This window comes from Streptomyces sp. TRM49041 (assembly GCF_008271805.1).
Lineage (GTDB): Bacteria > Actinomycetota > Actinomycetes > Streptomycetales > Streptomycetaceae > Streptomyces.
In genome coordinates, this window is the sequence record NZ_VSRY01000094.1 from 39,735 (window position 1) to 64,819 (window position 25,085).

A 25,085-nucleotide genomic window follows, 5' to 3' on the forward strand; every position below is an offset into this window, starting at 1 on the left:
GGAGTCAGCAGTTCGTACTGTCCAACCTGCGCGTTGAGTCAGCCGGTTCTCTTGGACAGAGGCTGCAGCCCGAGGCGAGCTGGGGTGAGTCCGTGCATTTCAGCGCCGGTGCTGTGGACGGTGTACTGCGCAGCAGGTGTGGCGTCATCATCCTGCGTGGTGACGCCACACCTACGGCGAGCGCACGGTGCAGGCCGCGATGGGGACCGGCCTTGCGGTTTCTCGGCCGGTACAACGCGGGTGACTACGGCAAGGGTCAGTTGCGGCCGGCCATGACGCCGCCGTCGACGTCCCAGACGGCGCCGGTGACCCAGTCGGTCTGGCCCGACAGCAGGAAGGCGACGGTGGCCGCGATGTCCTCGGGGGTGCCGGTCCGGCCGATCGGGTGGAAGTCGTTGAAGCCGTCGAGCGCGGAGTCGAGGTCCGCCTTGGGAATGAACTCCTCGTAGATCGAAGTACGCACGACGGCGGGGGCGACGGCATTGGCACGGATGCCATGCGGAGCGAGTTCCATCGCCAGGTGCCGTCTGCACAGCGCCCGCACACTGTCACTTTTCCCAGGGCTGTGCCGGGGACCGCTGGCCCGTCCGAATGCGTGAGACGAGGGCGCCCAAGCACAGGGACTGGATGAGTACGGAAGCCACCACGGAGGTGTAGAGGAACCAAGACGGCATGGCGTCGAAGAAGAGGCTTCCGGCCCCGGCGAGGGCCAAGCTCGTCGGCAAGGTGACGACGAACATCCAGAACCCGGCGAACGGGTCAGTCGGCTCAGCCACGCCGAGCAGCAACCAGAGGACGGCTGCGGCGGCGGCCAGCGCGAGATAGATCTGCGAGGCGCGGTTTCCGAAGGTCAGTCGTGCTATTGAGTGCAGCCGTTGAGAGTTCATGATCTTCCCCGGAAGATGGGTGCCTGTTCGGTCTTCTCTGGATGGTAGGTCGGCTGGCCGGATCCGCCTGAGTACCGGTACTCAGACGGGGCTGGGTAGTAGCCCATCCTCATAACCGCCGCCGGGCCGCACCGGCAGCCCCAGCACCCGTCGACCGCTCCTCATTCGTCAAGTCACCCGGCCCCACACTGGCCGTCCCCTGGTCGCCGTCCGGAGCCGGCTCATAGCCCACCAGCCGCCGACACCCAGCCCTCGACCGTGAACGAGATCCGCCGCCTGTACGACCGGCTCGTCCTCGCCCCCGCCCGCACCGCCCGGACCTGGCTCGTCATGCACTGGCACCGCTGGCGCACCCGCCATCAAACCCGAGCCCGCGCCAGCCACTACCGCACCCGAGCAGCCCGCGCTCACTCACCGTGAAACCACCGGCTGTAGTACTAATGGGGCTTCGCCCCAGCCCGACGAGCCATGTCCGGTGGTGCGCGTTCGTCACACGCGCCACTGCCGTGACAACTTGACTCGATCATGCACAGTTTCGGCGACCTAGCAGGCTAGCGCGGGCTGACGACGCGTCAGCTCTTTTTCTGGACGGCTCGGGTGTCGAGTGGGTCAGGGGCGGGCTGGGCAGGCAGGGGAACGAGTGGGCCCGGGGTGGTAGGGGGACGGCGCCAGGGGGCCCGGACAGCGCGGGTGAGGCGGACGAGGAGGTCGTCCGGCAAGAAGACGGCGTCGGCGATGATCATGGCGCCGGAGAAGACGGGCAGCCCCAGCAGGACGGCGATCCCGAGGTGCATGCCGAGCAGGAGAGCCAGGGTGACGTACTTGAGCCTGCTGAACAGGGCGAACGGGAAGGCCACCTGAACCAGCACGGTCACGTAGCCGGTGATCGCGAGGAGAAGAGCGTGACCGTCGGCCAGTTGGGAGAGCGCGGGCCAGGGCCGGAACAGGTCGAGGTGCAGGACATAGTGCAGCGCGGTGCCGTCGCGCCAGAGGCTGCCCTGCACCTTGTAGAGGCCGGCGGATCCGTAGAGAACGCAGACTTGGGCCGCGATGACGAACATGCCGCAGTTGTGAACGAGCGTGGCCAGTCGGCTGCGGACCAGTCCGGCCTGCTGCTGCCATCGGGGCGTCGGCCCAGCCCCGGTCGCCGCGCAACGCAGCCGTGCCCGACGGGCGTCGAGGGACCAGCGGCGGCCGCACGCCGTGAGGGTGAGATAGAGGGCCATCAGCACGATGAGGTTGTCCCCGCCGTCCGTCATGAAGACGGCGCGGCCGTGGAACGAGGTCACCATGACGGCGAACAGCACGGACACCGCCCTGGTGTGCCATCCCAGCGCGAACAGTGCGGACACCACGAGAGTCAGCGCGTAGCAGGCTTCGAACCAGGTGCCACTGTCCGAAAGAGTGAGAAGGCTGAACCCTCCCATCTGGCCCAGGAGTTCGCGCGCAAGATCCGGGGTCCATGGTGAGCCGGGGCCCCAGATCTCGTCCCGGTGCGGGAACTCGCGCAGCAGGAAGCCGAGATACAGCAACCCGTAGCCGATCCGCAGAACGGCTGCCGCGTGGAGCGAGACGGCACACTCGGTGAGGAAGGTGAACACCCTGGTGACGGGGTCAGGAGCCTGGTCAGCGGTCATGGGAATCCACCTGCCACCACGGGAGATACCTGGCGCTGGACAGCGCACCGCCAGAGGACACGTTGGTCGGCGCTGACGACCCCGGAGGTGCGATCGGCGTCCTGACCACGCGCAACTGGACTGCTTCGAAGCGGGGTTGGGTGCCGGCGACGGCGAGGCGCTCGGCGGCGATGTTCGCCAGGTACTCCTGGAGCATCCGCCCCCGTTCCGACGTGGACTGCTGGTCGTAGACGGCCCACGCCCGGCGCAGCATGTTCTGTGCCGTGTGGCTGGGGAAGGGCGTGTGCCGAACCGCGGCGGCGTCGACCGCTGTCAGGTCGAGCCACTCACCGACCTGCCGCGATCCGTCGGGAGCCACCGCCGCCGACCGGGCCGAGATCCGCCAGCGCACCGACTCCGGGTTCGGGGCGAAAAGCTGCCAGTTCTGCTCGAAGTAGGGGTAGATCCAGGCGTCGATCTGCTTTCCGTACCGCTGCGAGACTGTGTTGGACGGTGCGACGTACAAGAACACCAGGCAGACATGGGTGAGGGCCGCCAGGACACAGAGGACGGTCGCGAAGGCCACAGTCAACTCGGCCGGCAGCGACAGGGACGGAGGTGACGCTCCTCCGCCGCTCACCGGCTCCGTCTCTGGCGGGGGCGCGATGACGAGGATTCCCGGCGGCTTTTCGTTTTCCGAGCATTCGTGGTCGGCGTTGCTCATCGTTTCCTCTTCACCAGCCCGCACCCTCACAGTTCCGCCCGTCGTTCGGTGCTGTCGCGCTTGCTCACCGCTGTGTCCCCGCGTGGCTTCACCCACACGGGGACATCAGCACAGGTTTGTCGTGCGGTCAGGCGGACGCGGTACGTGCGCGTCGGCGGACGACGAAGACGGCGGCGCCGGTCAACGACAGCCCGATGAGAACGGCACCGACAGTGATCTCGGTGGCGTTCGGTCCCTGCGCGTAGCCGCCGAGCCCGGCGGCTACGCCGCCGACCGGGCGGTGGTGACCGCCGTGGTGATCGCCGCCACCGGTCGTGCCGCCGGTGTCGCCACCTGTGGTTCCGCCGGTTGTGCCACCGGTGGTTCCGCCCGTGGTTCCGCCCGTGTCGCCGCCGGTCGTGCCGCCGGTCGTGCCCCCGGTGTCGCCACCTGTGGTTCCGCCGGTTGTGCCACCGGTGGTTCCGCCCGTGGTTCCACCTGTCGTGCCGCCGGTGTCGCCACCTGTGGTTCCGCCGGTGGTTCCGCCCGTGGTTCCACCTGTCGTGCCGCCGGTGTCGCCACCTGTGGTTCCGCCCGTGGTTCCACCTGTCGAGCAGGGCCTCCGCGTGATGGTGTTGGTGTCCAGCGTGACCGACCCGTTCCGCGCCAGCGCCCGGCCGTCGATGGTCGCCCCGGTGGTGGCCGAGATCGACGTCAGCGCCAGGATGTTGCCCACGAACGTGGAGTTGGTCCCCAGCGTGGCGGAGCTGCCGATCTGCCAGAAGACGTTGCACGGCTGGGCACCGTTGACCAGGAGCACCTCGCTGGCGGAAGCCGTCGTCAGCGTCGACCCGACCTGGAAGATCCAGACGGCGTTGGGGTCGCCGTGGGCGTCGAGCGTGACAGTGCCGATGAGCCCGATCGACGACTCGCGGTGTAGACGCCCGGATCCAGCGTCTGGCCGCCAAGGTCTCCCGAGATGCTGGCGTCCGACGCCTGGACGGCCGCGTTGTTGTACGCCGTGGTCAGGTCGGTCTGCGCATTCTGCGCTTCGGCGTCGGCCGAGTGGATTACGCCGTTCACCGTGCCCGGAGGAAAGCCGGTCACCGAGGTCCCCGGGCTCACCCCGACATTCCCGGTGATGGTGCTGGGACCGGTGTTCGTGACGGACTGGCCGCCCAGAACGGCGAAGCTGTCCGCCTCGCCGAGCGGTACGGCAACGCCGATCGCGTGGGCGGGAATCGGCAGCACCGCCATCCCCGCGGCGACAGCCAGCATGAGGGTCCTGGTGACCCAGGAGGTGAATCCGCGCCGGTGAGGCGCGGCAGAGACATGCGAATTCATCGAGGCGCCGAGCTCCTTCAAGAGGGGCCGATGGAGTTGGATGCAATCGACCAGAACGTTTCGACCTCTCATCCTCGGGGCTGTGCAAAGAAAATGAGAGAAGGAGAATTCGTCTCGACCCAGCCCTCTTGAATGGAGATCGCTTTTGAATAAGATATGAAAAATCTCGCTCCCTGCCCTCATTGAGGCGGGCGCATACGAGTGATTCCGAGTAGGGCTGCCGGCCCCACCCGCGATGATGGTGACACCCCATCAGAAGGTCCCGCCGACCCCGACACCGGGATGGGCGAGCCAATGCGCACAATCACTCGTTCGGGCCGGTGGCGGTTGACGTCAGGACAGAGAGTCCGATGGCACTATGCACGAATCTCTGACAACCGGTCCCCGCACCGACAGTCCGAATTCGCCGTGGACCCCGCACTGTCCGCGGTCCCCCTTCGGACACCACGGCGAGCACAGCCGGAGCCAGAAGAGGAGACGACAGTGCACGGATTCTGGAAGCCGGGGCCGGAAGCCATCGGCGCCGTCCTGGTCCTGGCCATCGGTGTGTGGCTCGTACATGACGGCAGCCGAACGAGACTCCCACCGCTACCGACAGCTGCGGAACAGGTCACAAAGCCGCCCGCGATCCCCGGCACGGGCGCTTCGCCCCCGATCCGGATCCGTATCCGCGCCATCGGGGTCGAGGCGCGCGTCACCCCCATCGCGCTGGACGCCGAAGGCCACCTCGATCCGCCCCCGCCGGACGACGACAACCTGGTCGGCTGGTACCAGGGCGGCGTTGCGCCGGGCCAGAACGCCAACGCTGTGATGGCTGGACACGTGGACAGCAAGCGAGGGCCTTCCGTCTTCTACAACCTGGGTCGCCTGCGCCCGCAGGGCTTGATCAAGTTCCGTATGTGTCTGAGTTGTGGGTGATGCCCAGGATGGCGAGTGCTCGTTCTGGTTCGTCGCGGATTGTTCGGGTGGTCTTGGCGATATTGTCGGCGCCGAGGGCCTTCAAGGTGCCTGGCCAGGTTGCGGAGGGTGGCCATGGCGCGGGGTGCGATGCCAGTGTGGACGGTGGAGGCGTCCTCGGCGAAGGTGACATCTCGGATGTGGTGGCTGGAGTTTTCCACTCCCCAGTACCCTCGGATCGCGGTGGCCAGGTCGGCCGGGCCGGCCTGGTGGGTGTCAAGGCTGGTGACGGCGTAGACGCTTTCGCGGCTCTCGCGCCGCCAGCCGATTTCCTTGCGGCGGCGGTAGACACGGATGGCCAGGGCCGCGTGGAGGAAGGCAATGCCGCCGAGTTCGTCGGCGATGGCGCAGGTCTTGATCGAGCGCGACTCGCGGCGGCCCGAACCCGGCCGGACCGGCCCTGCTCAACTCCCCTGCATCCTGGGGCTCTTTCACATCAAGTATCGCAGCCGTCACCAGATCCCGATGAACAAGGTGATTGCAGCGATCACCCAAAAAGAGCCGCCTACACGAAAAAGGACTACCCAGGCAGGGGTGGCCGCCTTCCCCTGACTCTTGAAGTAGGCGTGATTAATAAGCCCCCTGTGGTTAGTCAGGACCAGAAGGCCAATTATCAGCATGAAGGGGGCAAAGCCCAGCCTGACAATGATGTCGTCACTGAATTTCGCTCCAAGGTTCATTTTCACCCATTTGTGAGGTCGTAAAATCGACAGGCGGCCTGCCGCACCCGCAGGATGCGGCAGGCCGCCCAGGATCATGGTTGAGGCGTCAGCTGCACAAGCCGCCGATGGCATCCTTGATCATACTGCTGGCATCGGTGAAATTGTATCCGATGGAGACTTCAAGCTCTGCACCGTATTCAACCCCTCCATTAGCCGATCAAACTTGCTTGCCCTTGGAATTTTCCGCGTCAATCCCGAACTCAATGCCCACGTTCACGCCGTCACCCCAGGCTGCGCTCGCCCCGAAGTCGATTCCGTGGCCGTGAAGCTGCGAAGGGTCATCGGCGTTACTGTACTGGCCAGCAGGTTGACTTCGGCGCTGCCGCCAACGGTGGAGAAGTCGACGCCAACCGACTCAGTCCGGTCAAGGACGAATTCCCCGCTCGGCAACTGCGCGACAGTCAGGCTGGTTGAGGCATTCCCTCCAACCACGAACCCAGGGCCGTTGTAAGTTCCGGGGTCGTGCGGGTGGTCGGGTGGTGACCGGTTGGGGTGCACAGCAGAGCAGGCACGGGCTTCGTGATCATTGTGGTGTCTAAGCCCGATGATCACGAGGTGGCCCGTGCCTGCTGCTGCATCTTCTCCCATCCCTGCCGTGCTGGTGAAGCTGGGGCCGCTGGACGCCGGCCGGGTCGCAGACCTGCGCCCCTACTTCGACTCGGTGCCCGACCCGCGCTCGCCGCGGGGCCGGTGGTACTCGCTGACAGCGATCCTGCTGGTCTGTGCCTGCGCGGCCGTCTCGGGAGCGAAGAGCATCGACGAGCTCGCGGAATGGGGCGAACGTGCCTCGAAGACACTGCTGGCGGTCATCGGCGTCCGTCGCCATCTGCTCACCTGGCGGCGGGCTCCGTCATCGGCCACGATCGGGCGTGTACTGGGGGCTGTTGACGGTGATTCCCTGGACCGGGCGGTGGGCGCCTACCTGGCCGACCGGCACCGCGCGGCCACCGAGCCCGCCGTGACGCCGCGGGTCTCCGCACCCGGGCCACGGCGCGTCATCGCAGTCGACGGCAAAGCGCTCAAGGGATCAGCCCGTTTCACCTCGGCGCGTCGGCACCTGCTCTCGGCGGTCACCCACGGCTGCGTCGTGACCCTTGCCCAGGCCGAGGTCGGAGCGAAGACGAACGAGACCACGCACTTCCGGCCGCTGCTGGCACCGCTGGATCTGGTCGGCACCGTGGTCACCTTCGACGCGCTGCACTCGGTCAAGGCGAACATCTCCTGGCTGGTCGAGACCAAGAAAGCCCACTACATCGCCGTGATCAAGACCAACCAGCCGACCGCCCACAGCCAGCTCGCGGCCCTGCCGTGGCGGGACATCCCCGTCCAGCACACCGCCTCCGGGGCCGGGCACGGCAGGCGGGAGTCCCGCTCGATCAAGACCTGCGGGATCGCTGAGGAACTCGGCGGAATCGCCTTTCCCTACGCCCGCCTGGCCATCCGCGTCCACCGCCGCCGTCGCCAGACCAGCAAGCGCGAGACCCGCGAGAGCGTCTACGCCGTCACCAGCCTCGACGCCCACCAGGTCGGCCCGGCCGATCTGGCCGCCGCGATCCGTGGGCACTGGGGAGTGGAGAACTCGTCGCACCACATCAGGGACGTCACCTTCGCCGAAGACGCCTCCACCGTCCACACCAGGACCGCACCTCGCGCCATGGCGACCTTCCGCAACCTCGCCATCGGCGCGCTGAAAACCCTCGGAGCCGGCAACATCGCCAAGGCCACCCGAGCCATCCGCGACGAACCCGAACGAGCACTCCCCATCCTGGGCATCACCCACAACCCGGACCTCTACGAAACTTGATCAAGCCCTGCCTGCTGGAGGACCTGCAGGACCTGTTGTACGAGCGCCTTCAGGCCCGTGGCCAGGAGATGGTCTCTGCTCGTGGGGTGTTCGCGGATCTTGCGGCCGCCGCCGAGTTCGCGTGGTTCTTGGCCACGCCGGACTTCCTGACCGGTGCCGATGCCGTGGTCGTGGAGCGCTTCGCCGTGTTCTCGCGCAGGTACCCGGCCGAGCCCGGCAGGAACCCGGGTCGCAAGGACCGGGCGGCCTACGATCCTCTGGTGCGGACTGCTTGCCTGCGCATCGCCTCCCAGATCGTGTTCAGCGCCGATCCGTGGAAGGCCGCTATGGACCTGGTGGACTTCGCAGCCAGGCCGATGCACCCGTCGGTGAAGCCCTTGCACCGGGCATAGCTGAAGCGGCCGCCGAGGGATACGACGCCGCGAATGGCGCGGATTGTCAGTACGGTGCGGGTGCCTGCTCCCTCGACGCGAGAAAACGTCAGCCGTGCCGTTCATGTCTCCGGCTGAGGCTGCTACCGCTTCGCTCTGCGGAACAAGCGATGCAGGAGGGACGGCGGGTCCTCGCCGCGGGGGCCGGGAACGGCTCGGTCGATGGGCCGAGAAGGTGCCGACGGTGCGGGCTGAGGGCTCGCGGGTGTTGGCCTGGGCAGGGCGATGCCGCGTTCGACGGCGATCCGGGCAGCAATCTCTCCCGGGTCGGTACGGGCGCGGGCAGGCCGCTGGGCGCCGCGTTCGGCAGCGAGGGTTGCTGCTGCGACTCCGGGGCGCTTCTCCGCGCTGGGCGGTCGTTTGAGGGTGATCCCGGCGTCGGTGAGGATGCTCAGGTCCAGTGTCCAGGTGGTGGCCGAGCGTACGTCCCACACCGTGAACGCCATGTCGATGTGCTGGCGGGCCTCGGCGCGGCTCATCCCGGTGACCTTGACCAGGTGGGCGAACGCCTTCGCTTCCAGGCCGCGGACCTGGGCGTATCCGTAGTGGGTGACGGTGTGGCAGTCGGTGCACAGGCAGATCAGTCGTTTCAGGCGCTGGACGCGGGCCGCATCGTCGTACACCCACCGCTCGTGAGCTTCCAGCCACCGCTTGGCGTCCCGGTCCTCCGCGGCGCCGCACGCCTCGCACCGCATCCCCGCACGGTGGGTGATCATCCGGCGGAGCCGTTCCCAGTCCCGCGGCGTCACGCAGGAGCGGACGTTGGTGAACCAGCAGCTGGAGGGCACCAGGTCGACGAACAGGCCCTCGCCCAGCGTGCGGTCCTCGCCGGGAAGCAGGTCGGGCACGTCCGGGGCCGCCGCCCACGACTCAAGGGCGGTCATGCCCTTGCGGGGTGCGTACCAGCGCTTGGCGGCCGGATCCCACCGGGCCCCGGCCGCCTTGGCTTGGTCCTTCTCCGCGTACGGAACATCCAGCCAGATCCGGTCGACCACCGCGCTCCCCTCCCGTGTCCGTCGTGGCGATATAAGGGCTACCCCCTCGGCGCAGAGCGACGCTACCGGCCACCTGCGAACCTCGCCGGACGAACAGTGATCTTCCGGCGCGTAATGTCCGGATTCAATGGCTGGCGGAGAGAGGCGGTGAGGGCGGTGCTGGAACTGGGTGAGCCGAGGGTGCTGGTGTGCGGAAGCCGCCGCTGGCCCTGGCCGCACGTGGTCGAAGCTGTCCTTGACCGGCTCACCGTTCGTTACGGCCAGGACCTGGTCGTCATCGAAGGGGCCGCGACCGGCGCGGACCGGGCCGCCCATGACTGGTGCAGGCGCCACGGCCTCGGCGAGGAGCGGCACCGCTGTCATCCGGTGGACTGGGCAGCCGAGAAGCGGGCCCGCCCCGATCGGTGGCGGATGGCCGGCCCGGAACGCAACACGCGCATGCTGCTGACCGAGCGCCCCCGTTTGGTCATCGCCTTCCACGACCACTTCACCCCCGCCAGCGGAGGCACCTCGGACATGGCCCTGCGGGCCGTGCTCCGCGACGTGCCGGTGTGGCTGGTACCGGGCTGGGATGTCACCGTGGGGACCTGGGTACGTCCCGGAGTCTTCCCGGCTGACCGGACCCGCAGGGTCGCCGTCGAACTGCGGGCGGCAGACGAGCGACAGAGCCGATGACCGGCCCGAGCCAACGTCAGACGCCGAGTGCTCCTCGGGCCACTCCTGCCTCCCACTCCTCACGGTCGGGCTGCGGCAGCGCCTCGATACGGTCGGTCAGCACCGACAGAGCCTCACTCAGGGCTGTGGTGGCGAGGTTCAGGACGTAGACGCCGTCGTCGCGGTAGGGGCGGAACCCCAGGCTGGACCAGGTGCGTTGCAGGGCGCTGACGGCGCGGTCGCGGGCGGCGTCGTCCGCAAGTCCGGTCCGGTCCAGCGGGGACGGGTAGCAGGCGGCCCCGCGGGCACCGGCTCCCAGCCGGGCGATGGCCTTGCCTGCCAGCACCGCTCCGATGCCGAACCCACGCCACGGGCGGGCCAACTGTGCGGAGTTGAGCAGGACCATGCCCGATCCGAACGGCTCGGCGTACTCGTCCAGGTCGTCACGGAAGTGCCCGGTGGCCGGGTTCAGGATCGACTCGGCGATCACGCCGGCGTCGCCGTCGTAGCCATCGAGGACGCCGAACAGGTCGCGGGTGGCATAGGGGTCGGCGCGGTAGAACTCGAAGTCGCCGACGTGCTCGACTCTGCGTTCGGTTTCCCAGTCGTACAGGTCAGCGGCCACGTGCCAGATCTCCGGCTCGTCCTCGCCGGTGTCCCACCAGCCCTGCTCGCAGGTGTAGGTGAGGCGGATCGCGCTGACCGGGCCGGGCAGTGCCCGCGGCTCGGGCGCCGTCACGCGTGCGCCTCCGGGACCCGGAGGGCTTGGCGTCCGGTGTCGGTGACCTCGACGAGGTCGCCGTGGCTGCCGTTGGCGGGCACCACCACGCGCACGAGGTTCTGCTTCCACAACTGGAGCGAGACGCCGTGCCAGGCGATCTGCCGCTCGGTCCACGCCTCGTGGCCTGGGTGGTTCTCGTCCATTCCCGGCTCGGCGGGGTTGAGGACGGGGAAGTAGTCAGACATCGCCACCGGCTTGGGCGAGTCGGCGATCATCTGCAGCAGGTCACGTTCATCGGTACTCAAAGCCATGCTCTCCACGCTACGGCAGCCCGCTGACAGGTCCGTCGGGTGCAGGTGTGGCGGGTTCTGTTCGCGCCGCGGGGTGGCGCTGCTTGTTCAGACGCCGATGGCTCACACGCCGCGCTGGGAGTCGGGACATCATCACCTCTCGCACGTACGCTCGGGAGTTGCGTCCTGGTGCTTGCGTGACCAGGGGTGCACGATGAACAAAGAATGTGGCGTGGTCCTCCCCACATCCCCTGGGGAGGACCACGCCACAATCCGTTGCGCAGATGATCAGTCGAGTACGCCGAAGTCGACGGCGCCGGACTTCACCGTGTCGATGAACGTGATGTAGGTGGACCGGGGCAGGGTCAGGGCCGGGCCGTTCTTCTCCTTGGAGTCACGGATGCCGACCAGGGCCTTGCGGACTGCGACCTCGACGCAGTTGCCACCGCCCTGGTCGCTGTATGACGACTTGAACCACGACCCTTCCGGTGCGGACTCGGTGGAGGGAACGGGCTTCGTGTGATCAGTCATTTCCACAGTTTCTCTTCGAGTTCCATCAGGAATGACGGCGTCTGGGAGGGCCCCGGCGCCGCCTTTACCATGGCATCGAACTGCCGCTGGTACTGCCCAACATCGGCGGGCTTCGACCACATGGTGATGGATCGGTAGCCGTCGCTCTGGACCACCGGGTCCAGCTCGTCGAACTCCAGCACCGTGAAGCAGAACCCCGCGCGGTAGGTGGACAGGTCTTCGGGGATGATCTGCACCTCTACGTTGTCTTGCTCGCAGAGGCGGATGATCTCCGCGTACTGGGCGCGCATCACCTCGGGGCTGCCGATCTTCGTGCGCAAAGTGTTCTCGGTCAGGATGATGTGGACCTCGCGGTCGCCGTCCAGCAGGGTCTTGCGTTCCATACGCGCCTGGACGCTGCGCTCGACGGCGTCGGTCGTTCGCTCCTCCACGATCTTGGCTGAACCCATGAGGGCGCTGGCGTACTGCTCGTCCTGGAGCAGTCCGTGCACCACGTTGTTCTCGAAGCCCCGGATCCGCACGGACTCACGTTCCAGACCCAGGTACCGCGGCATCCCGGAGGGGAGCACGTTCCTGAAGGTCGTCAGCGGCTCGCTCTTGAGGGAATCGCGCTGCATCTGCAGCAGGACATCGCGGTCGCTGGGCTCTATGACGTCGTACTCGTCCATCAGCGCTTCGAGGTCCGCCAGCTTGGGCAGCGGGATCTCGCCGGCCTCCACGCGGCTCAGTTTCGATCGGGAGAAGCCCAGCTTCGTGGAGACGGCCTCGGCGGTGTAGGAGCCCACCTCTTCATCCGGCCCAGCTGTCTCCTCGGCGTACTTCTTCTTCCGCTCGCGCAGCTCACGCAGCTCCTTGCCGAGCATGACCCGCAGGTACGTCGGTCCCCGTCGTGCCGCCAACTGTCCCCTCACTTCGGTGCGCTGTTCGCCAGATCGGAGCCTCTGTCTTCCGGACCGAGGTGCCTGTCCGTCAGAAAGAGGGTTGCGTCAGGAGTTTGGCACGACCCGTCCTCTCTGCAACACCCTCTGTCCACTCGATGGCACTTGCCAATTCGTGCTCGTCTGGGGATTCCCTTGAATGTTAACTAGCGTGCGCATCAAGCTGGTTGCGGAGGTCGAACCGGAGCCCGTCTCCGCTGGCCCCATGGGGGCGTGTGCCCCCGGATTCGTGCGCGATCCCGGCCTCTGTGAGGGCCGGACCAAGACCCTCGGGAACCGGGCCGACATCCCCATACTGCCCCCTGACGAGCCGAGGCCAGCAATGCGCCAGAGCATCACCGCCCTTAACACGGGCAGGGACTGGATGGACCGGGAGCGTGACTTCCACGCACGGTTCCACCCCGACGAGATCCGCGTTGAGATGGACCCGCTGGTCCGGCTGATGAACGACCGTCGCGACGTGCTCAACCGCTGCCTGACGCGCATAGAGGCAGCGGGGCGCCTCCCGCGGGTGTGCCTGTACCTGCTTGCGGCGCGCGGCATCGAGCCCGCGCACTCCTGCGACGCGGCGCGGGACTACGCCCTCAAGGAGGGCTGGCAGATCAGCACGCTGCAGGTGTTCACGGACCGTTTCGGTGTGACCGATCCGCTGCTGCGGCCCGGCTGGTCCGCCGTGCGTCACCAGATCCGGGCCGGGTTCGTCGACGGGGTCGTGACGCTCACGCATTCGGTCATCAGCCCGCACCTGGACGAGTACGAACTCCAGCTCGCCCTAGTCGAGAAGCACGGCGAGTTCGTCGCGCTCGTGACCCCGGAGACCGCGGGGACGACATCGTGAGGCCGGGCCGACACGCCGCCCACCGGGGAGGCCGCCGATGAGCCCGGCCACAGCCGTCGCACCGGTTGCTGCGAAGCGGCTGCCGCAGACGTCGCGCGCCTTCGAGGCGGCCTTCGAACCGGAGCCGGTGTGTGTCGGCCGCGCACGGCGGATCACCACCGCCTTCCTCGGGCTGTGGCACGTGAGCGGGCCGCTGGCCGACAACATCGTGCTCGTCGTCTCCGAGCTGGTCAGCAACGCCGTCGAGCACGGAGCAGGCGATGTCGTGCTGCGCGTGCGGTACCCCGACGACGAGATCCGCATCGAGGTCACCGACGGCAACCCGGCTCCGGCCACGAGGCGCTATGCCGGTGATGACGACGTATCGGGGCGCGGCCTGTTGCTCGTCACGGTGCTCGCGCGGAAGTGGGGCGTCATCAACGACGGCCGTACCACCTGGGCCACCTTCCGCGTTCCCTCAAGGAGGCCGTGATGGTAGCCGTCGACGACGTGACCGCCGCGGAGCTGCTGAGCCGGCCGGTTGGCGTCGAGGACGAGCTGAAGCGCCGGATCGCGCACCTTCTGTCCCGCTCGCTCGCTGACGAGGGCATCGGCGATGACCTGATCGACACCCTCGAAGAAGTCCTCAGCGACCGGCCGGGACCCGCCGCCCCCAGCCGGAAGATCGACGCCCTCCTACTGCGCTGGGGCCTGCCCGTCCCCCGGCGGCGGCCGCCCGAGGTGGCGCCGCTGACCGCCAAGGACGCGGCACGGATCACCGACCGGTTCCGCCGGGCCACCCGCCAGCTGACGCAGGTCGTCCCGCACCGCGTCGCGGTGTACCCGACCGAGGAACTGCGTGGCCTGCTCGCCCTGCGCGACGAACAGCCTACCCCCGCGCAGGCGTTGTCGTACCTGCGCCGGTACGCCCTGGCGATCCTCGCCGTCCTGGACTTGATGGGAGACGACGCATGACACCTCCCATCGCAGACGTCGGGCCGCGTCCCTCGCCGGCCCGACGCACCGCCCGGTGCTGGGAGAACACGGCTCCGTACGTCCCCCACGGGGAGCCGAAGCGCCCCAGCGCCGGGCGGGACCCCTGCCGCCTCGCCTTCGCACTCCTCTGCGCGCTCGCCCTCGCGGCCGTGTGCCGAGCACGGTCCCGACGGCGGCCGACACCCGTCATACACCGCCTGGTGGCCGCCGACGAGCTGCGATTCACCGCGCTGTGCCAGCAGATCACCGACGCACACCGAGGAGTTGAACAGTGAAGACCACGACCATCACGAAGGTCGTCCTCACGCCCCGTGAGCGGCAGGTCCTCGAGGGCCTGGCCACCGGCGACGCCCTGGCCGTGGTCGCACGGGACCTCAAGATCCGCGAGGGCACCGCTGCGGGCTACCTCAAGTTGACGAAGAACAAGCTGCACGGCGCGAGCGAGACCGCCGCTGCGGTCGCCGTCGGCTACGCCACCGAGGCCATCACCCGACCTGCGCTCCTGGACCCCGGGATGCTGTTCCTGCCGCGCGAACAGCGCGACCTCGTCCCGCTCATCGCACGCGGCATGGCGGCCGCGCAGATGGCCACGGAGCTTGACCGGCCGGTCACCGACGTTCGCGCGGACGGCCGTGAACTCCTGGCGACCCTCCAGGCCCGCAACCGATCGCACCTGGTCACCCGCGCGTGGCAGTTCCAGGTCCTCACCGCGGGCCAGGTGATCGCATGGCTGAGCTGACCCGCGGCCCAGCCCCCTGTACCGCCTGCCCGCCGCCCGGTGCGTGACGGTCCCGGACGGCGGGCGGGTGCACGACCCGGCAGCCGGGCCTGGAGCAAGGCTCGGTGCCGGAGGAAGCGTGTGGGGAGGAGTCCCCCTCCCACTGGCCCCTCCCCACACGCCCGACCTGAGCGAGCGGAGGAAGGGCGTGCAGTTCCAGCCGAACCCCAACAGCTATCCCGCCCACTGGCCCATAGCCACCCCCGAGGGGCAGTGGCCTGGCTAGCGTCACAGCCGACCAACCGGCCAGGCGCCCTCACGACCGCGCCCCGACACCTTCCGGCACGTGACCCAGGTTGCCGGGCCGAAGCGACACGGCACCGCCACCTGGCCCCCAAGCGCCGGGACCCGACCGGGCCCCGGAACCTGCACCACCCGTCAAGGAGGTATGCATGACCGCCGTCCACCTGGAGCAGCCGGTTGCCCCCGAGCAGCCGACCGCCGACGCCGTCGGCACGGCCGACGACCCGTTCCAGCTCGACATCACCTTCATCGAGAACACGCCGGCCACCGAGACGGTGCTGATGTGCAGCACCGGCGACAACTGCGGGAGCTCCTGCCCGAGCGCCTGCACCACCTCGTAACCCAGGCCAGTCCGGCGGCGCGGGCCGGACGGAGCTGTCCGTCCGGCCCGCGCCCTTTCTGCCAAGAACGGAGTGTGGGCGATGACGCGCTCACGACACAGCCTGTATCGGGGTGCCGGCGACGGGATGCTGCGCGCCGCGGTGAACCTCACCGGGCCTGACATGCCGCCCTGGCCGGGGCCCGCAGCTCCGCTCGAACACTGGCGTTCGTGGCTGACCGCGGTATGGGCCGATGACACCTTTCGGCAGGCCGTCTCCGGCGCCAGCCCCGACCTGGCCCGCCAGGTCCAGTCGATCCTCGACGGGGCGCGTTCACCGAAGGTGCGCCGGGTGAGGCGGGCGGCACTGGCCACCGCCCGGTACGCGATCAGATACACACGCCGCTCCACACCGTTCGGCCGGTTCGCGGGCGTCGCTCTGATCGGGTTCGGCGACAGGGCCGAGGTGCGCGTCGGGGACCGCCACGAGGCAGTTGCCCGGCCGGACTCGGTGGCGCTGGACGCGGCGATCAGCGACTGGGAGGCCGACGCCGAGCGGATGGCCGACGCCGAGGTCTGCGTCAACAACCTGGCACGTCAGCGGAGCGGGCGCGTCTACGTTCCCTCCGAGGGCGCCTCGGAGTTCTCGCTCGCGCTGACGCCCGCTCTCGCGCTGGTGATGGACATGGCACGCTCCCCGATCCGCTTCTCGGCCCTGGCGGACAAGCTCGCCGCCGAGTTCCCGGACACCACCGCACACCACCGTTCCCGGCTGCTCGTTCAGCTGCTCCGGGTTCGGCTGCTGCGGTCCTCACTGCGCGCTCCCGCCACCGTCATCGATCCGGCCAGCTCCTTGCCCCCCGCCCTGCTTGTGGACGCCTGGAGGCATTCGGCGGCGCCGGATCTGCGGCTGGACGCCGCGGTGCGGCTGCCGCAGGCGGTGATGACGGAGGCGGAGACCGCCGCGACAGCCCTGGCACGGCTCGCCGCGCATCCGACGGGCACCCCGGTATGGCGCCGCTACGCCGAGCAGTTCGCCGACCGCTTCGGTGAGGGCGTCGAGGTGCCGCTGGAGCTGGTGACGGACCCCGAGCGGGGCTTGGGCTTTCCCGACGGGTTCGGCCACGTGTCCGAGCCTCCCCGCCCGATGACCCGACGCGACCGGCTGCTGCTGGAGCTGGCCGGAACCGCGGCGGCCGAGGGCAACAGGGCGGTGACCCTGACCGCCGCGATGATAGAGGAACTGGAGGCCGCCGCAGGCACGTCCACGCTCCCCGCACCCCACCTCGAACTGGGCGTGCGCGTCCACGCCAACTCGACGCGTGCCCTGGACCGTGGGAACTTCCGCCTTCAGGTCCTAACCGTCTCCCGCGCGGCCGGCTCGATGACGGGCCGGTTCTGGCACCTGTTCCCGCAGACTGGTGCGTCGTACGCAGAAGTGCCCACGGTCGAGCCCGGCGCGGAGCTGGCCCAGCTCTCCTTCCACGCCGGCCGCATCCTGGCCGACCTGCTCACCCGTGCCCCGCACGTACTGCCCCGGCTGGTCAGCGTCGGCGAATTCCGGCACCGCACGAAAGAGGTGCTGTTCCCGTCCGACCTGGCCGTCGGCATCCGCGACGGCCGTCTCTACCTCACCGAGGCCGTCACCGGCACACGCCTGGAACTGCTCGCACCGACCGCGCTGAACTTCCTGTGGAACAACTACACCCCGCCGCTGGCCCGGTTCCTGGCCGAAATCAGCCGGGCCGCCACCCCGCAGGTGACATGGTTCGACTGGGGCGCGGCCTGGACCCTCCCGTTCACTCCGGCGCTGCACTACCGCCGTTCGATCCTGGTGTCCGCGCGATGGAAGGTGCGTGCTCGCGATCTGCCCGGCCGTACCGCGACGCTGGATGAATGGGGTGGGCAACTGCGGGCCTGGATGGGCCGCTTCCGCGTGCCGGACCGCGTGCTCCTGGCCGAGGACGACCAGCACCTCCCCCTCGACCTGTGCCAGGACATGCACCTGGCCCTGCTGCGCGCCCACCTTGACGCCAGCCCGACCAGAGTCGCGACCCTGCACGACGCGCCGCCGCCGGACGCCGACGGATGGATCGGCGGACGGGCCCACGACCTCGTCCTCCCGCTGAAGGCACGCCCATGACCGCGACACCGCCCCCGCCCCGGACGCAGGACCTCTCCGAAGGCGCGCTCGGGATGGCGCTGCTGCACATCGAGCGCGGTGACCTCGCCGCCGCACGAAGCAGCCTCACGCAGGCGGTTGCAGGCGGCGTCAGCGCCGGACGCAACGCCTCCCTGTTCCACGGCGCCCCTGCCCTGGAGTTCGTGCTCAACTGCGCCGGGCGCGTCGGCCGCGACGTCCGCGACGCCGTCGACCGCGTCGTGGACGCCCGACTGGCCGCAGCGTCTCGGCGGCAGGCCTCCGGGGCGCTGCCGCATCTGGCTGAGTTCGACCTGATCCGGGGCCTTGCCGGGCTGGGCGCGCTGCTGCTGACCTGCGGCGAGGCGTCGCCACGGCTGGAGAAGGTGCTGGCCTACCTGGTCTCCCTGTCGCGGCCGGTCCTCGTCGAGGGCCGACGGGTGCCGGGATGGTGGTCCACGGCCGGGCCCGCCGACGAGGAGATGCCGGGCGGACACGGCAACAACGGTGTCGCACACGGCATCGCCGGGGTTTCGGCGGCGCTGTCACTCGCCGTTAGGCACGGCGTCCAGGTGCCGGGACAGCACGAGGCCATCGAGATGTTCGCGCGCTGGCTGGACACCTACGGCTGCCGCTACTGGATCACCCGCGACCATTTGTCGGCCCCGGAGCCGCCCAGGCCGGAGCCCGCGCGTCCGTCCTGGTGCTACGGCCAAGTCGGCATCGCCCGCACCCAGCAACTGGCCGCGCTCGCCCTCAATGACCCGGCCCGCAGGCTCGCGGCAGAGGACACCGTCGCGCACACGCTCGCCGACCCGGCCCTGCTGGGGCGGATCACCGACGCCTCGCTGTGCCACGGCTGGGCCGGCCTTGTGACCGTGGCCCGCGCCGTCGCCGACGACAGCCCCACACCTGACCGGTTTACACCGCCGATCGAAGACCTCAACAAGCGCCTTGCCGCCGACATGGACCGGCTGACGAAGCCCGGATTCATGGAAGGCCGTACCGGCGCGCGACTGGCACTGGACGGCACGAACACCACGGGCTGGACCAGAGCCCTGCTGATCACCTGACCGTCAGTCCTTCGAGCCGAGCCCTATCGACGAGGAGCGCCCACGATCATGGACGTCGACGACGAGAACCTTCCGATCACCACGCAGACGGACTGGTGGCATGCCAGCGTGTCATTCCCCGGCAGCGCCGTGAGTCCCGAGGCCGCCCAGGCGCTGTCGTCCGCGTTGGGAGACCAGCGGTTCCACTTCCTGCGCAAGGACGGAGGCCTGCGCCTGCGCGTCGAGTACTGTGCGGCCGACCTGCTGGACCGCCTCGTCGCCGACCAGCAGGTCAGCGGCTGGGTCGGCGGCGTCTACGAGCCGGAGACCGAGGCGTTCGGCGGCCGAGAAGGCATGGACGTCGCGCACGACGTGTTCTGCGCGGACAGTCGCGCCGCCTTGGCCGAGACCGGCAGCCTGGGCGCCCGGGAGCGCAGTGTGCTGCTGCTGGCCACCATGATCCGGTCGGCCGGGCTGGACCCGTTCGAGGCCGGTGATGTGTGGGCGAAGCTCGGCGCCCTGCGACCGCCCGTCACCCCGCCCGTCGGCCCGGCGCGCGACCTGGCGGTCTCGGCCATGCGCCGTCTGATGAACGCCGATGCGGCCCTGCGGCCGGATGCCGAGCCCGGCTGGGCCGAGCGCGTCACCGCCTTCGATACGGCCGGCCGACAGCTGAGGCGGCTCGCCGCTGATGGGCGACTGATGCGGGGCTTGCGCGCGGTGCTCGCCCATCACGCGATCTTCGCGTTCAACCGCGCTGGAGTGCCGGTCGTTGAGCAGGCCGCTACCGCATGGCTGGGCCGCCAAGTCGCCTTCGCCGAAGACCAAGCAGCCGACGTGTCTACCCGCCGGTCCGCCTCACCGGACCCTAACCTCACTCGAATGGAGACCACCGTGACACCCGTCACCGACCCCGCTGAACTGCGCGAAGCGCTCGTGAACCGCCTCATCGACAGCGGCCACCTGCGCACCCCCGCCGCCATCGACGCCTTCCGCAGCACCGAACGCCACCGTTTCCTCCCCGGCGTCGACCTCCAGAAGGCGTACATCGAAGACGCGGTGCCCACCAAGCATGACAATCACGGCGAGATGATCTCCTGCATCTCCGCGCCCTCCATCGTCGCCACCCAGCTCGAACAGCTGGGTGCCCAGCCCGGCCACAAGGTCCTGGAAGCCGGTGCCGCCACCGGCTACAACGCCAGCCTCCTCGGGCGGCTCGTGGCCCCCGGCGGCCACGTGTGGACCGTGGACGTCGACCAGGACCTCGTCGACGGCGCGAACAAGAACCTCGCGCAGGCCGGTGCCTCGAACGTGACCGCGGTACTGGCCGACGGTGCCGCCGGTCTTCCCGAGCACGCGCCGTTCGACCGCATCCAGTTCACCGTCGGCGCGGGCGATGTGCCTGTGAAGATCCTCGACCAGCTCGCTCCCGGCGGCCGTCTCGTCCTTCCGATGCGGATCCGCGGCAGTATCTCCCGCAGCTTCGCTTTCGAGCGGGACGGCGACACCTGGAGGACCGTGTCCTGCGAGATGGCGACGTTCGTGCCCCTGCGCAAGGGCGTCTGCGACGACATCTACACGCTCGTGCGCATGGAGGGTGAGGGCAACGTCCGCCTGGAGACCTTCAGCGAGCAGGAGGTGGACCGCGACGCGATCCGCACCGTCCTGGACCAGAAGCAAGCCAAGATCTACACAGGGGTGAAGTTCCGCCAGGGCGACCCCTGGGAGTGGCTGTACCTGTACCTGGCCTCCGTGCTGCCCAACGGCCTGTCCCGCCTCCCCGGCCAGCGGCCCGGGTTCACCCCGCACTTCGGCTGGGGCTCCATGGCCGCCCTCGACGGCGACACCCTGGCCTACCTGACCATCCGCGAGGGCGAGGACGAGACCGGCAGGTTCTGGGAGATCGGCGTCATCGGCCACGGCTCCCGCGCCGCCGAACTCGCCGACCAGGTCGCCACCGAGATCCGCGAATGGGACGAAGGCTGGGGCAACACCGCGCCGGAACCCACCTTCCGCATGGCCGTCGGCGACGCCCGCGACCAGCTCACGGCCGCCGACCCGCGCTTCGTCATCGACAAGACCTACAGCCGTCTCATCGTCGACTGGAAGCGCAAGAGCTGAGCCGATGATCCCCGCGATAGCCAGCCGCATCCCGCTGGTCCGCCGCCCCAAGGCACCTGCGTTACCGCTGGACGAGCGCATCACCCACCTCACCGAGCTGACCGTCGCGCCCGCTGGCGCGAGCCACCCCGACCTGGTGGCCCGCGCCAGCGGGGTCCTCAACTACGCCGCGCTGATCGCCTCCGACGCCGGGATGCCCGACCTGGCGGCCGACCTGTGCTGGAAGCAGCACAAGGTCTTCGCCGGCGCCGGACACCTCACGGGAGACATCGCCGTGATGGCGCTCATGCCCCTGATCAACATCTCCCGGCTGCTGACCCGCGAGGGCGACGGCGAAGCCGCCTACGACGTACTCACACGGCTCTACCGCGCCGCCCAGAAACGCGGCACCACCGAGATCCGCGGCCACACCGTCGACCTGTCCACGCTGATCAACACCGACGCAGACCACCAGACCATCTGCAAAGAGCTGTGGGTCACCGTCCTCGTCGACGGCGCCAGGGCCCTGGCCCGCATCGGCCGCTGGACCGAAGCCGCCGACGCCATGACCGCACACCGCGGCATCGGCAACCGCCTCCTCGACGGACGCCAAATCAAGATCATGTCGCTGATGGAACGCGGCCTCACCCAGCAGGCCCGCGACACCATCGACTCCACCACCCCCACAGAACCGTGGGAAAACACCGTCGCGAGTCTTCTGCGCATCTGCTGCCGGCCCGCGACCTCACCCCCACGGCAGCCAGAGCTCGACCTTGCCCTGAAGGAAGCCCTCGCGCTGCTCACCCCGCCCGACCCCGAGACCGCCGCATTCCAGGCCCGCGTCGGACTGACCGCGCTCGAACTCGCCCGCGACCACACCAGCTACCACGACGCCCTCCTACCGCAAGCCGTCGCCGAGGTGGCGAGCCTCGACGCCTACGCCGCCCGCGACGTCCTGGACCACCTCGCCGCGCGCTCCTGCCTGAGCGGTGAGCAGAGACGGCAACTCGACGCCGTACTCACCGCGTCAGGGATCGGTGCAGGGAACCTCCCGCAAGCCCACATGCGCACCCTTACCGAAGCCGTGGACAAAGCCGAAGCCTCACTCCGCGGGCTTCTGTAGCCCCGCTCAGCATCGAGCAGGTTCACCGGATCACTGCAACCCCGGGGACTGTGCATTCGAAGGCTGAAATGCCTCCATGTCCCCACCGGCTGTCGGTGTGCTGGTGCCGGTCGTTAGTCTTTCGGTATGGCCGAGCGTGTTGCCCCGGGCCGGGCAGATCATCTGGTCACTCTGGCCGCCGCCGACAGTGTGTGGGCCAGCCTGACGGCCGGTAGCGCGGTACCGACGACTTCCGCAGTATTCACCTGCTTTCCTTCTGATGTCCGGCCGGGGCGGTACGTCTTGCTCGGTACGTGTGTGGTGGAGCTGGTGATGACGGAGGACGGCTGGTGGAGAGTTCCGGAGGCTGAGGTGCGCCGGGCGGCGGCGGCATGGAACGCGGTGGAGGTGGACGCCCTGGATCTGGTCCGTATCGGTCCGTTCCGTGGTGTGCCAGAGCAGGAGCGCCCGGGTGGAACGCTGCGTGGTTGGCGCCGGCGCATCAGCTGGGAACTGCAAGAGGCAGATCATCCCGGACGGCAGGCCGGCCATGAGCCCGGACCGTGGTCTCATCTGGCGGGGGTCGACTGGCGGCGGCTGCTGGTGCAGCGGTCCCGTGACGGGGTCGAGCGGTCGTGGTGGCTTCCGCGTGCCGTGGTCAGGCTGCTGGACACGGCCGAGCACACCGAAGCCGAGTGGCTGCACACCACGCGGGTCGGCAAGGCGGAGACAGCTGTCACCGAACAGCACCGCCGGGGTCCCCGAGCCACCGACAGCCAGTCCGCGACGGGCGTGAACGGTCCAGCCATCCCGCAGCGCCCGTATACGGGGGAGCTGCGGGGTCAGTTGTACTCGGTGCTGAGCCGCAAGCCGGGTATGTCCCGCCAGGTGGCCGGGTGGGTGTGTGCCGTCTGCAGTACGGCGCCGGCTGCTGTGCTGGATCACTGCCATGAACACGGCTACGTCCGCGCCCCGGTCTGCCTGTCCTGCAACACACTGGAGCGCCCCGACCACCTGTACGACAACGACATCCGCGTCGCCAGCCGCTACCACCGCCTCTTCGAGACCGACGCGGTCGGCTGGCTGCGCCACTGGCACCGCTGTCCGGGCTGCCGCACCCGCACCACTCTGCCTCTGCCTCACCTCGCCGCATGGACCGCCCACACCGCCACCCGCACCCTGCGCCCCACCCACCCTGACTCCCGCGGGCGGAAGCCTTGCGGAGTGCTGCGCGTCTCGTGGACGGGCAGTCAGAACACACCTCGCTCCTGCCTGCTCACCGTCTCCGTCGACTTCTGCCCCGCCGGTGAGCACCGCGTCCTGGCACGGGTGCCCTACCGGGAGGCTATCGAGCGGTTCGGTACCTGGCTGGCCGAGACCGCCCCTGCTGTGGCGGCCGAAGCCGGTCCCGACCGCCTGGACGGCCTCCCTGCCGAACCCCGGCCCGTCATAGCTGACACCAGCGGCGAAGGCCTGGCGCTCTTCTGACCGAACACCAGCAAACCGGCTTCACAGGCCGCGGACTTCGTCCGGCGGTCTGTGCGCCGAGCTCGGAAGGAACCGGCGGCTGTCAGGTGGAGCCGTTGATGCGGGTGTGGTGTGTGATGTCGTGGGCGGCGAGGGTGTTCCAGACAGTGGTGGTGCTCTGGCCGGTGCGTTCGGCGATCCGGCCGACCGGCTCGCCGTTCGCGTAGGCGTCCAGGACGGCCTCGGCCAGTTTTCGGCGGGCGGCGTGCAGCGCCTCCTGCGCCGACTGGTAGGCCTGGTGTGCTGCTTCTACTGAGGTTGAACTCGTGATGTCGCTGGGTCGTTCAGGTGGGTCTGATGGTCAGGCCGGTCTCGGCGAGGCAGCCGTCTATCAGGTGGCTGCGGTACTGGATGTGCCGGAGGCCGCGTCGGATGCGCTGGACGAGGTGTTCGGGGGTATTGAAGGCGACGTTGGAGAGCCAGCCCCGCCGCAGTAGTGACCAGATCCCTTCGACGGGGTTGAGGTCGGGTGCGTAGGGCGGCAAGTAGTAGATGGTCAGCCAGTCCCGGGCTTCGGCGAACTCCCGCAGCCCGGCGGCCTTGTGAACGTTCAGGTTGTCCCAGACGAGCACGATCGGGCCCCCGAGCTGCTGGTGGGCGGCGATCAGCAGGTCCCGGTAATCGCGCCAGGAGAAGCTCTTGCGTCCGTCGCGCTGACCGTCGTCCCTGCGCGGCCGGTAGATCAGCCGCGACCGGTGGCCGGGCTTGTAGCAGGTCAGCGCGGCGATGGATATCCGTCTGCGGGAACGGCCCCGCACCCGCACCACCGGGGTCCGGCCGCGCCGAGACCAAGTCTTCGCGTGCGGCGGCGTCATGGAGAAGCCGGCCTCGTCCTCGAAGACGAGCCAGGCCCCACGGGCCGCCGCTAACCTTCCGCGCGGGGCCACACCTCCTTGGCCCACCCCGCGACCGCATCGTCGTCCCGCTCCACGGCCCGACGGGCAGGCACCTGGCAGGACCAGCCATTGCGCACCAGCAGCTTCCGCACGCCCTGGACCGTGTAGGTCAGGTGGAAGCGCCGGCCGATCACCGTCTTCACACGGCTCAGGGTCCAGCGTTGGTCTTCCCAGCCGTGCGCGGCCGGACCCTTGGCCAGCTCCGCCTCCAGCTGCGTGAACTGCTTCTGACTCAGCCTCGGCAGCGACGCCGGCCCCTGCGACCGCAGAGCCCGGGGACCGCCCTCGTCCCACATCTGCCGCCATCGCTGCACCGAACGGACGCTGACCCGCAGGTCCTTCGCGATCACCGAGCTCGCCTCGCCCAGGGCGAACCTCTCGGCCGCCTTTAGCCGTAACTCCTCGCGGAACTGCTGCCGTTCGGCGGTCAGCCCGCCCCCTTGTGGATACCGCATGCCTTCGGTGATACCGCACAGGCGACGAGCCGTCAGCCCCTACGACACCACGAGTTCAACCTCAGTA

Annotated in this window: 28 protein-coding genes and 1 pseudogene; 16 read left to right on the top strand and 13 right to left on the bottom strand. The window is 69.1% G+C overall.

Features of this window, described 5'->3' with window-relative positions; all coding sequences use genetic code 11:
* Positions 1 to 256 precede the first annotated feature (256 nt).
* Positions 257 to 544, bottom strand: coding sequence for an SDR family oxidoreductase (locus tag FVS66_RS08940; RefSeq protein WP_262386885.1), 288 nt, complete (start codon positions 542 to 544; stop codon positions 257 to 259).
* A gap of 4 nt (positions 545 to 548) precedes the next feature.
* On the bottom strand, positions 549 to 887 hold the full coding sequence (locus tag FVS66_RS08945) for an SCO4225 family membrane protein (RefSeq protein WP_149180480.1): 339 nt from the start codon (positions 885 to 887) through the stop codon (positions 549 to 551).
* A 258-nt stretch (positions 888 to 1,145) separates the two neighbouring features.
* Between FVS66_RS08945 and FVS66_RS34880 the strand changes: the two genes are divergently transcribed.
* A complete protein-coding gene (locus FVS66_RS34880) occupies positions 1,146 to 1,307 on the top strand; it encodes a hypothetical protein (RefSeq protein WP_187645447.1) in 162 nt (53 codons plus the stop codon).
* 152 nt (positions 1,308 to 1,459) lie between these two features.
* Here the strand turns inward: FVS66_RS34880 and FVS66_RS08950 are convergent, their stop codons facing one another.
* The 3 genes and pseudogenes from FVS66_RS08950 to FVS66_RS08960 form a co-directional block, all read right to left on the bottom strand.
* Positions 1,460 to 2,524 (bottom strand): HTTM domain-containing protein, encoded by a 1,065-nt coding sequence (locus FVS66_RS08950; protein WP_149180481.1) that lies wholly within the window; start codon positions 2,522 to 2,524, stop codon positions 1,460 to 1,462.
* Positions 2,514 to 3,227: a DUF5819 family protein gene (locus FVS66_RS08955; protein WP_149180482.1), complete on the bottom strand. Its 714-nt coding sequence runs from the start codon at positions 3,225 to 3,227 to the stop codon at positions 2,514 to 2,516. The genes FVS66_RS08950 and FVS66_RS08955 overlap by 11 nt, the downstream gene beginning before the upstream one ends.
* Positions 3,228 to 3,354: 127 nt before the next feature.
* Positions 3,355 to 4,733, bottom strand: a pseudogene (locus tag FVS66_RS08960) (ice-binding family protein).
* A 300-nt stretch (positions 4,734 to 5,033) separates the two neighbouring features.
* Between FVS66_RS08960 and FVS66_RS08965 the strand changes: the two are divergent.
* On the top strand, positions 5,034 to 5,468 hold the full coding sequence (locus FVS66_RS08965; protein ID WP_187645448.1) for a class F sortase: 435 nt from the start codon (positions 5,034 to 5,036) through the stop codon (positions 5,466 to 5,468).
* 491 nt (positions 5,469 to 5,959) lie between these two features.
* On the opposite strand, the gene FVS66_RS08975 is transcribed toward FVS66_RS08965, so the two are convergent.
* Positions 5,960 to 6,265, bottom strand: a complete 306-nt coding sequence (locus FVS66_RS08975) for a hypothetical protein (protein WP_149180484.1) — start codon at positions 6,263 to 6,265, stop codon at positions 5,960 to 5,962.
* A gap of 559 nt (positions 6,266 to 6,824) precedes the next feature.
* Between FVS66_RS08975 and FVS66_RS08980 the strand changes: the two genes are divergently transcribed.
* Both FVS66_RS08980 and FVS66_RS08985 read left to right on the top strand, forming a co-directional pair.
* Complete coding sequence (locus tag FVS66_RS08980) at positions 6,825 to 8,033, top strand: ISAs1 family transposase (RefSeq protein WP_262386886.1); 1,209 nt, start codon at positions 6,825 to 6,827, stop codon at positions 8,031 to 8,033.
* Positions 8,030 to 8,425, top strand: coding sequence for a hypothetical protein (locus FVS66_RS08985; protein WP_149180485.1), 396 nt, complete (start codon positions 8,030 to 8,032; stop codon positions 8,423 to 8,425). Before FVS66_RS08980 ends, FVS66_RS08985 begins: the two co-directional genes overlap by 4 nt.
* Before the next feature lie 122 nt (positions 8,426 to 8,547).
* Here FVS66_RS08985 and FVS66_RS08990 read toward each other — a convergent pair whose 3' ends face one another.
* On the bottom strand, positions 8,548 to 9,459 hold the full coding sequence (locus FVS66_RS08990) for a DUF5710 domain-containing protein (protein ID WP_149180486.1): 912 nt from the start codon (positions 9,457 to 9,459) through the stop codon (positions 8,548 to 8,550).
* A gap of 147 nt (positions 9,460 to 9,606) precedes the next feature.
* Between FVS66_RS08990 and FVS66_RS08995 the strand changes: the two genes are divergently transcribed.
* Positions 9,607 to 10,134, top strand: coding sequence for an SLOG family protein (locus FVS66_RS08995; RefSeq protein ID WP_187645449.1), 528 nt, complete (start codon positions 9,607 to 9,609; stop codon positions 10,132 to 10,134).
* Positions 10,135 to 10,150: 16 nt separating this feature from the next.
* Here the strand turns inward: FVS66_RS08995 and FVS66_RS09000 are convergent, their stop codons facing one another.
* The 4 genes from FVS66_RS09000 to FVS66_RS09015 all read right to left on the bottom strand — a co-directional run bounded on the left by FVS66_RS09000 (position 10,151) and on the right by FVS66_RS09015 (position 12,518).
* Entirely contained in the window at positions 10,151 to 10,852 is a 702-nt protein-coding gene (locus tag FVS66_RS09000) for a hypothetical protein (RefSeq protein ID WP_149180488.1), read from the bottom strand.
* A complete protein-coding gene (locus FVS66_RS09005) occupies positions 10,849 to 11,145 on the bottom strand; it encodes a hypothetical protein (RefSeq protein WP_149180489.1) in 297 nt (98 codons plus the stop codon). Before FVS66_RS09005 ends, FVS66_RS09000 begins: the two co-directional genes overlap by 4 nt.
* 267 nt (positions 11,146 to 11,412) lie before the next feature.
* Positions 11,413 to 11,655, bottom strand: a complete 243-nt coding sequence (locus FVS66_RS09010) for a DUF397 domain-containing protein (protein WP_149180490.1) — start codon at positions 11,653 to 11,655, stop codon at positions 11,413 to 11,415.
* The gene (locus tag FVS66_RS09015; RefSeq protein ID WP_149180491.1) at positions 11,652 to 12,518 is read right to left on the bottom strand and encodes a helix-turn-helix transcriptional regulator; all 867 of its coding nucleotides are present in this window, start codon (positions 12,516 to 12,518) and stop codon (positions 11,652 to 11,654) included. The genes FVS66_RS09010 and FVS66_RS09015 overlap by 4 nt, the downstream gene beginning before the upstream one ends.
* Before the next feature lie 397 nt (positions 12,519 to 12,915).
* On the opposite strand from FVS66_RS09015, the gene FVS66_RS09020 reads away from it, so the two are divergent.
* From FVS66_RS09020 to FVS66_RS34890, 11 genes are all read left to right on the top strand, one after another.
* Entirely contained in the window at positions 12,916 to 13,431 is a 516-nt protein-coding gene (locus tag FVS66_RS09020) for a hypothetical protein (protein ID WP_149180492.1), read from the top strand.
* A gap of 37 nt (positions 13,432 to 13,468) precedes the next feature.
* Entirely contained in the window at positions 13,469 to 13,903 is a 435-nt protein-coding gene (locus tag FVS66_RS09025; protein ID WP_149180493.1) for an ATP-binding protein, read from the top strand.
* Entirely contained in the window at positions 13,903 to 14,385 is a 483-nt protein-coding gene (locus tag FVS66_RS09030; protein WP_149180494.1) for a hypothetical protein, read from the top strand. Before FVS66_RS09025 ends, FVS66_RS09030 begins: the two co-directional genes overlap by 1 nt.
* 292 nt (positions 14,386 to 14,677) lie before the next feature.
* On the top strand, positions 14,678 to 15,145 hold the full coding sequence (locus FVS66_RS09035; protein ID WP_149180495.1) for a LuxR C-terminal-related transcriptional regulator: 468 nt from the start codon (positions 14,678 to 14,680) through the stop codon (positions 15,143 to 15,145).
* A 431-nt stretch (positions 15,146 to 15,576) separates the two neighbouring features.
* Positions 15,577 to 15,768, top strand: a complete 192-nt coding sequence (locus FVS66_RS09040) for an FxLD family lanthipeptide (RefSeq protein WP_149180496.1) — start codon at positions 15,577 to 15,579, stop codon at positions 15,766 to 15,768.
* Between the two features lie 81 nt (positions 15,769 to 15,849).
* Positions 15,850 to 17,889 carry a lantibiotic dehydratase family protein gene (locus FVS66_RS09045; RefSeq protein ID WP_262386887.1) on the top strand — a complete coding sequence of 680 codons (2,040 nt, stop codon included), beginning with the start codon at positions 15,850 to 15,852 and terminating at the stop codon, positions 17,887 to 17,889.
* Positions 17,886 to 18,959, top strand: a complete 1,074-nt coding sequence (locus FVS66_RS09050; RefSeq protein WP_149180497.1) for a lanthionine synthetase C family protein — start codon at positions 17,886 to 17,888, stop codon at positions 18,957 to 18,959. Before FVS66_RS09045 ends, FVS66_RS09050 begins: the two co-directional genes overlap by 4 nt.
* A gap of 48 nt (positions 18,960 to 19,007) precedes the next feature.
* The gene (gene fxlM, locus FVS66_RS09055) at positions 19,008 to 21,059 is read left to right on the top strand and encodes a methyltransferase, FxLD system (protein WP_149180498.1); all 2,052 of its coding nucleotides are present in this window, start codon (positions 19,008 to 19,010) and stop codon (positions 21,057 to 21,059) included.
* A gap of 4 nt (positions 21,060 to 21,063) precedes the next feature.
* The gene (locus FVS66_RS09060) at positions 21,064 to 22,161 is read left to right on the top strand and encodes a hypothetical protein (RefSeq protein WP_149180499.1); all 1,098 of its coding nucleotides are present in this window, start codon (positions 21,064 to 21,066) and stop codon (positions 22,159 to 22,161) included.
* Positions 22,162 to 22,473: 312 nt separating this feature from the next.
* Positions 22,474 to 23,628: an endonuclease VII domain-containing protein gene (locus FVS66_RS09065; protein ID WP_262386888.1), complete on the top strand. Its 1,155-nt coding sequence runs from the start codon at positions 22,474 to 22,476 to the stop codon at positions 23,626 to 23,628.
* Positions 23,629 to 23,749: 121 nt separating this feature from the next.
* Positions 23,750 to 23,923 carry a hypothetical protein gene (locus tag FVS66_RS34890; RefSeq protein WP_187645451.1) on the top strand — a complete coding sequence of 58 codons (174 nt, stop codon included), beginning with the start codon at positions 23,750 to 23,752 and terminating at the stop codon, positions 23,921 to 23,923.
* 28 nt (positions 23,924 to 23,951) lie between these two features.
* On the opposite strand, the gene FVS66_RS09070 is transcribed toward FVS66_RS34890, so the two are convergent.
* Both FVS66_RS09070 and FVS66_RS09075 read right to left on the bottom strand, forming a co-directional pair.
* Positions 23,952 to 24,482 carry a transposase gene (locus FVS66_RS09070; RefSeq protein ID WP_262386880.1) on the bottom strand — a complete coding sequence of 177 codons (531 nt, stop codon included), beginning with the start codon at positions 24,480 to 24,482 and terminating at the stop codon, positions 23,952 to 23,954.
* Between the two features lie 50 nt (positions 24,483 to 24,532).
* Positions 24,533 to 25,018 (bottom strand): winged helix-turn-helix domain-containing protein, encoded by a 486-nt coding sequence (locus FVS66_RS09075; RefSeq protein ID WP_149180423.1) that lies wholly within the window; start codon positions 25,016 to 25,018, stop codon positions 24,533 to 24,535.
* Between the last annotated feature and the right edge of the window lie 67 nt (positions 25,019 to 25,085).

What these genes read in the sequence shown, in the direction of transcription:
- FVS66_RS08945 (WP_149180480.1), bottom strand. Translation starts at nt 887, where the DNA reads ATGAACTCTCAACGGCTGCACTCAATAGCACGACTGACCTTCGGAAAC.
- FVS66_RS08950 (WP_149180481.1), bottom strand. Translation starts at nt 2,524, where the DNA reads ATGACCGCTGACCAGGCTCCTGACCCCGTCACCAGGGTGTTCACCTTC.
- FVS66_RS08955 (WP_149180482.1), bottom strand. Translation starts at nt 3,227, where the DNA reads ATGAGCAACGCCGACCACGAATGCTCGGAAAACGAAAAGCCGCCGGGA.
- FVS66_RS08975 (WP_149180484.1), bottom strand. Translation starts at nt 6,265, where the DNA reads ATGATCCTGGGCGGCCTGCCGCATCCTGCGGGTGCGGCAGGCCGCCTG.
- FVS66_RS09005 (WP_149180489.1), bottom strand. Translation starts at nt 11,145, where the DNA reads ATGGCTTTGAGTACCGATGAACGTGACCTGCTGCAGATGATCGCCGAC.
- FVS66_RS09010 (WP_149180490.1), bottom strand. Translation starts at nt 11,655, where the DNA reads ATGACTGATCACACGAAGCCCGTTCCCTCCACCGAGTCCGCACCGGAA.
- FVS66_RS09015 (WP_149180491.1), bottom strand. Translation starts at nt 12,518, where the DNA reads ATGCTCGGCAAGGAGCTGCGTGAGCTGCGCGAGCGGAAGAAGAAGTAC.
- FVS66_RS09020 (WP_149180492.1), top strand. Translation starts at nt 12,916, where the DNA reads ATGCGCCAGAGCATCACCGCCCTTAACACGGGCAGGGACTGGATGGAC.
- FVS66_RS09025 (WP_149180493.1), top strand. Translation starts at nt 13,469, where the DNA reads ATGAGCCCGGCCACAGCCGTCGCACCGGTTGCTGCGAAGCGGCTGCCG.
- FVS66_RS09030 (WP_149180494.1), top strand. Translation starts at nt 13,903, where the DNA reads ATGGTAGCCGTCGACGACGTGACCGCCGCGGAGCTGCTGAGCCGGCCG.
- FVS66_RS09040 (WP_149180496.1), top strand. Translation starts at nt 15,577, where the DNA reads ATGACCGCCGTCCACCTGGAGCAGCCGGTTGCCCCCGAGCAGCCGACC.
- FVS66_RS09045 (WP_262386887.1), top strand. Translation starts at nt 15,850, where the DNA reads ATGACGCGCTCACGACACAGCCTGTATCGGGGTGCCGGCGACGGGATG.
- FVS66_RS09050 (WP_149180497.1), top strand. Translation starts at nt 17,886, where the DNA reads ATGACCGCGACACCGCCCCCGCCCCGGACGCAGGACCTCTCCGAAGGC.
- fxlM (WP_149180498.1), top strand. Translation starts at nt 19,008, where the DNA reads ATGGACGTCGACGACGAGAACCTTCCGATCACCACGCAGACGGACTGG.
- FVS66_RS09060 (WP_149180499.1), top strand. Translation starts at nt 21,064, where the DNA reads ATGATCCCCGCGATAGCCAGCCGCATCCCGCTGGTCCGCCGCCCCAAG.
- FVS66_RS09065 (WP_262386888.1), top strand. Translation starts at nt 22,474, where the DNA reads ATGACGGAGGACGGCTGGTGGAGAGTTCCGGAGGCTGAGGTGCGCCGG.
- FVS66_RS09070 (WP_262386880.1), bottom strand. Translation starts at nt 24,482, where the DNA reads ATGACGCCGCCGCACGCGAAGACTTGGTCTCGGCGCGGCCGGACCCCG.
- FVS66_RS09075 (WP_149180423.1), bottom strand. Translation starts at nt 25,018, where the DNA reads ATGCGGTATCCACAAGGGGGCGGGCTGACCGCCGAACGGCAGCAGTTC.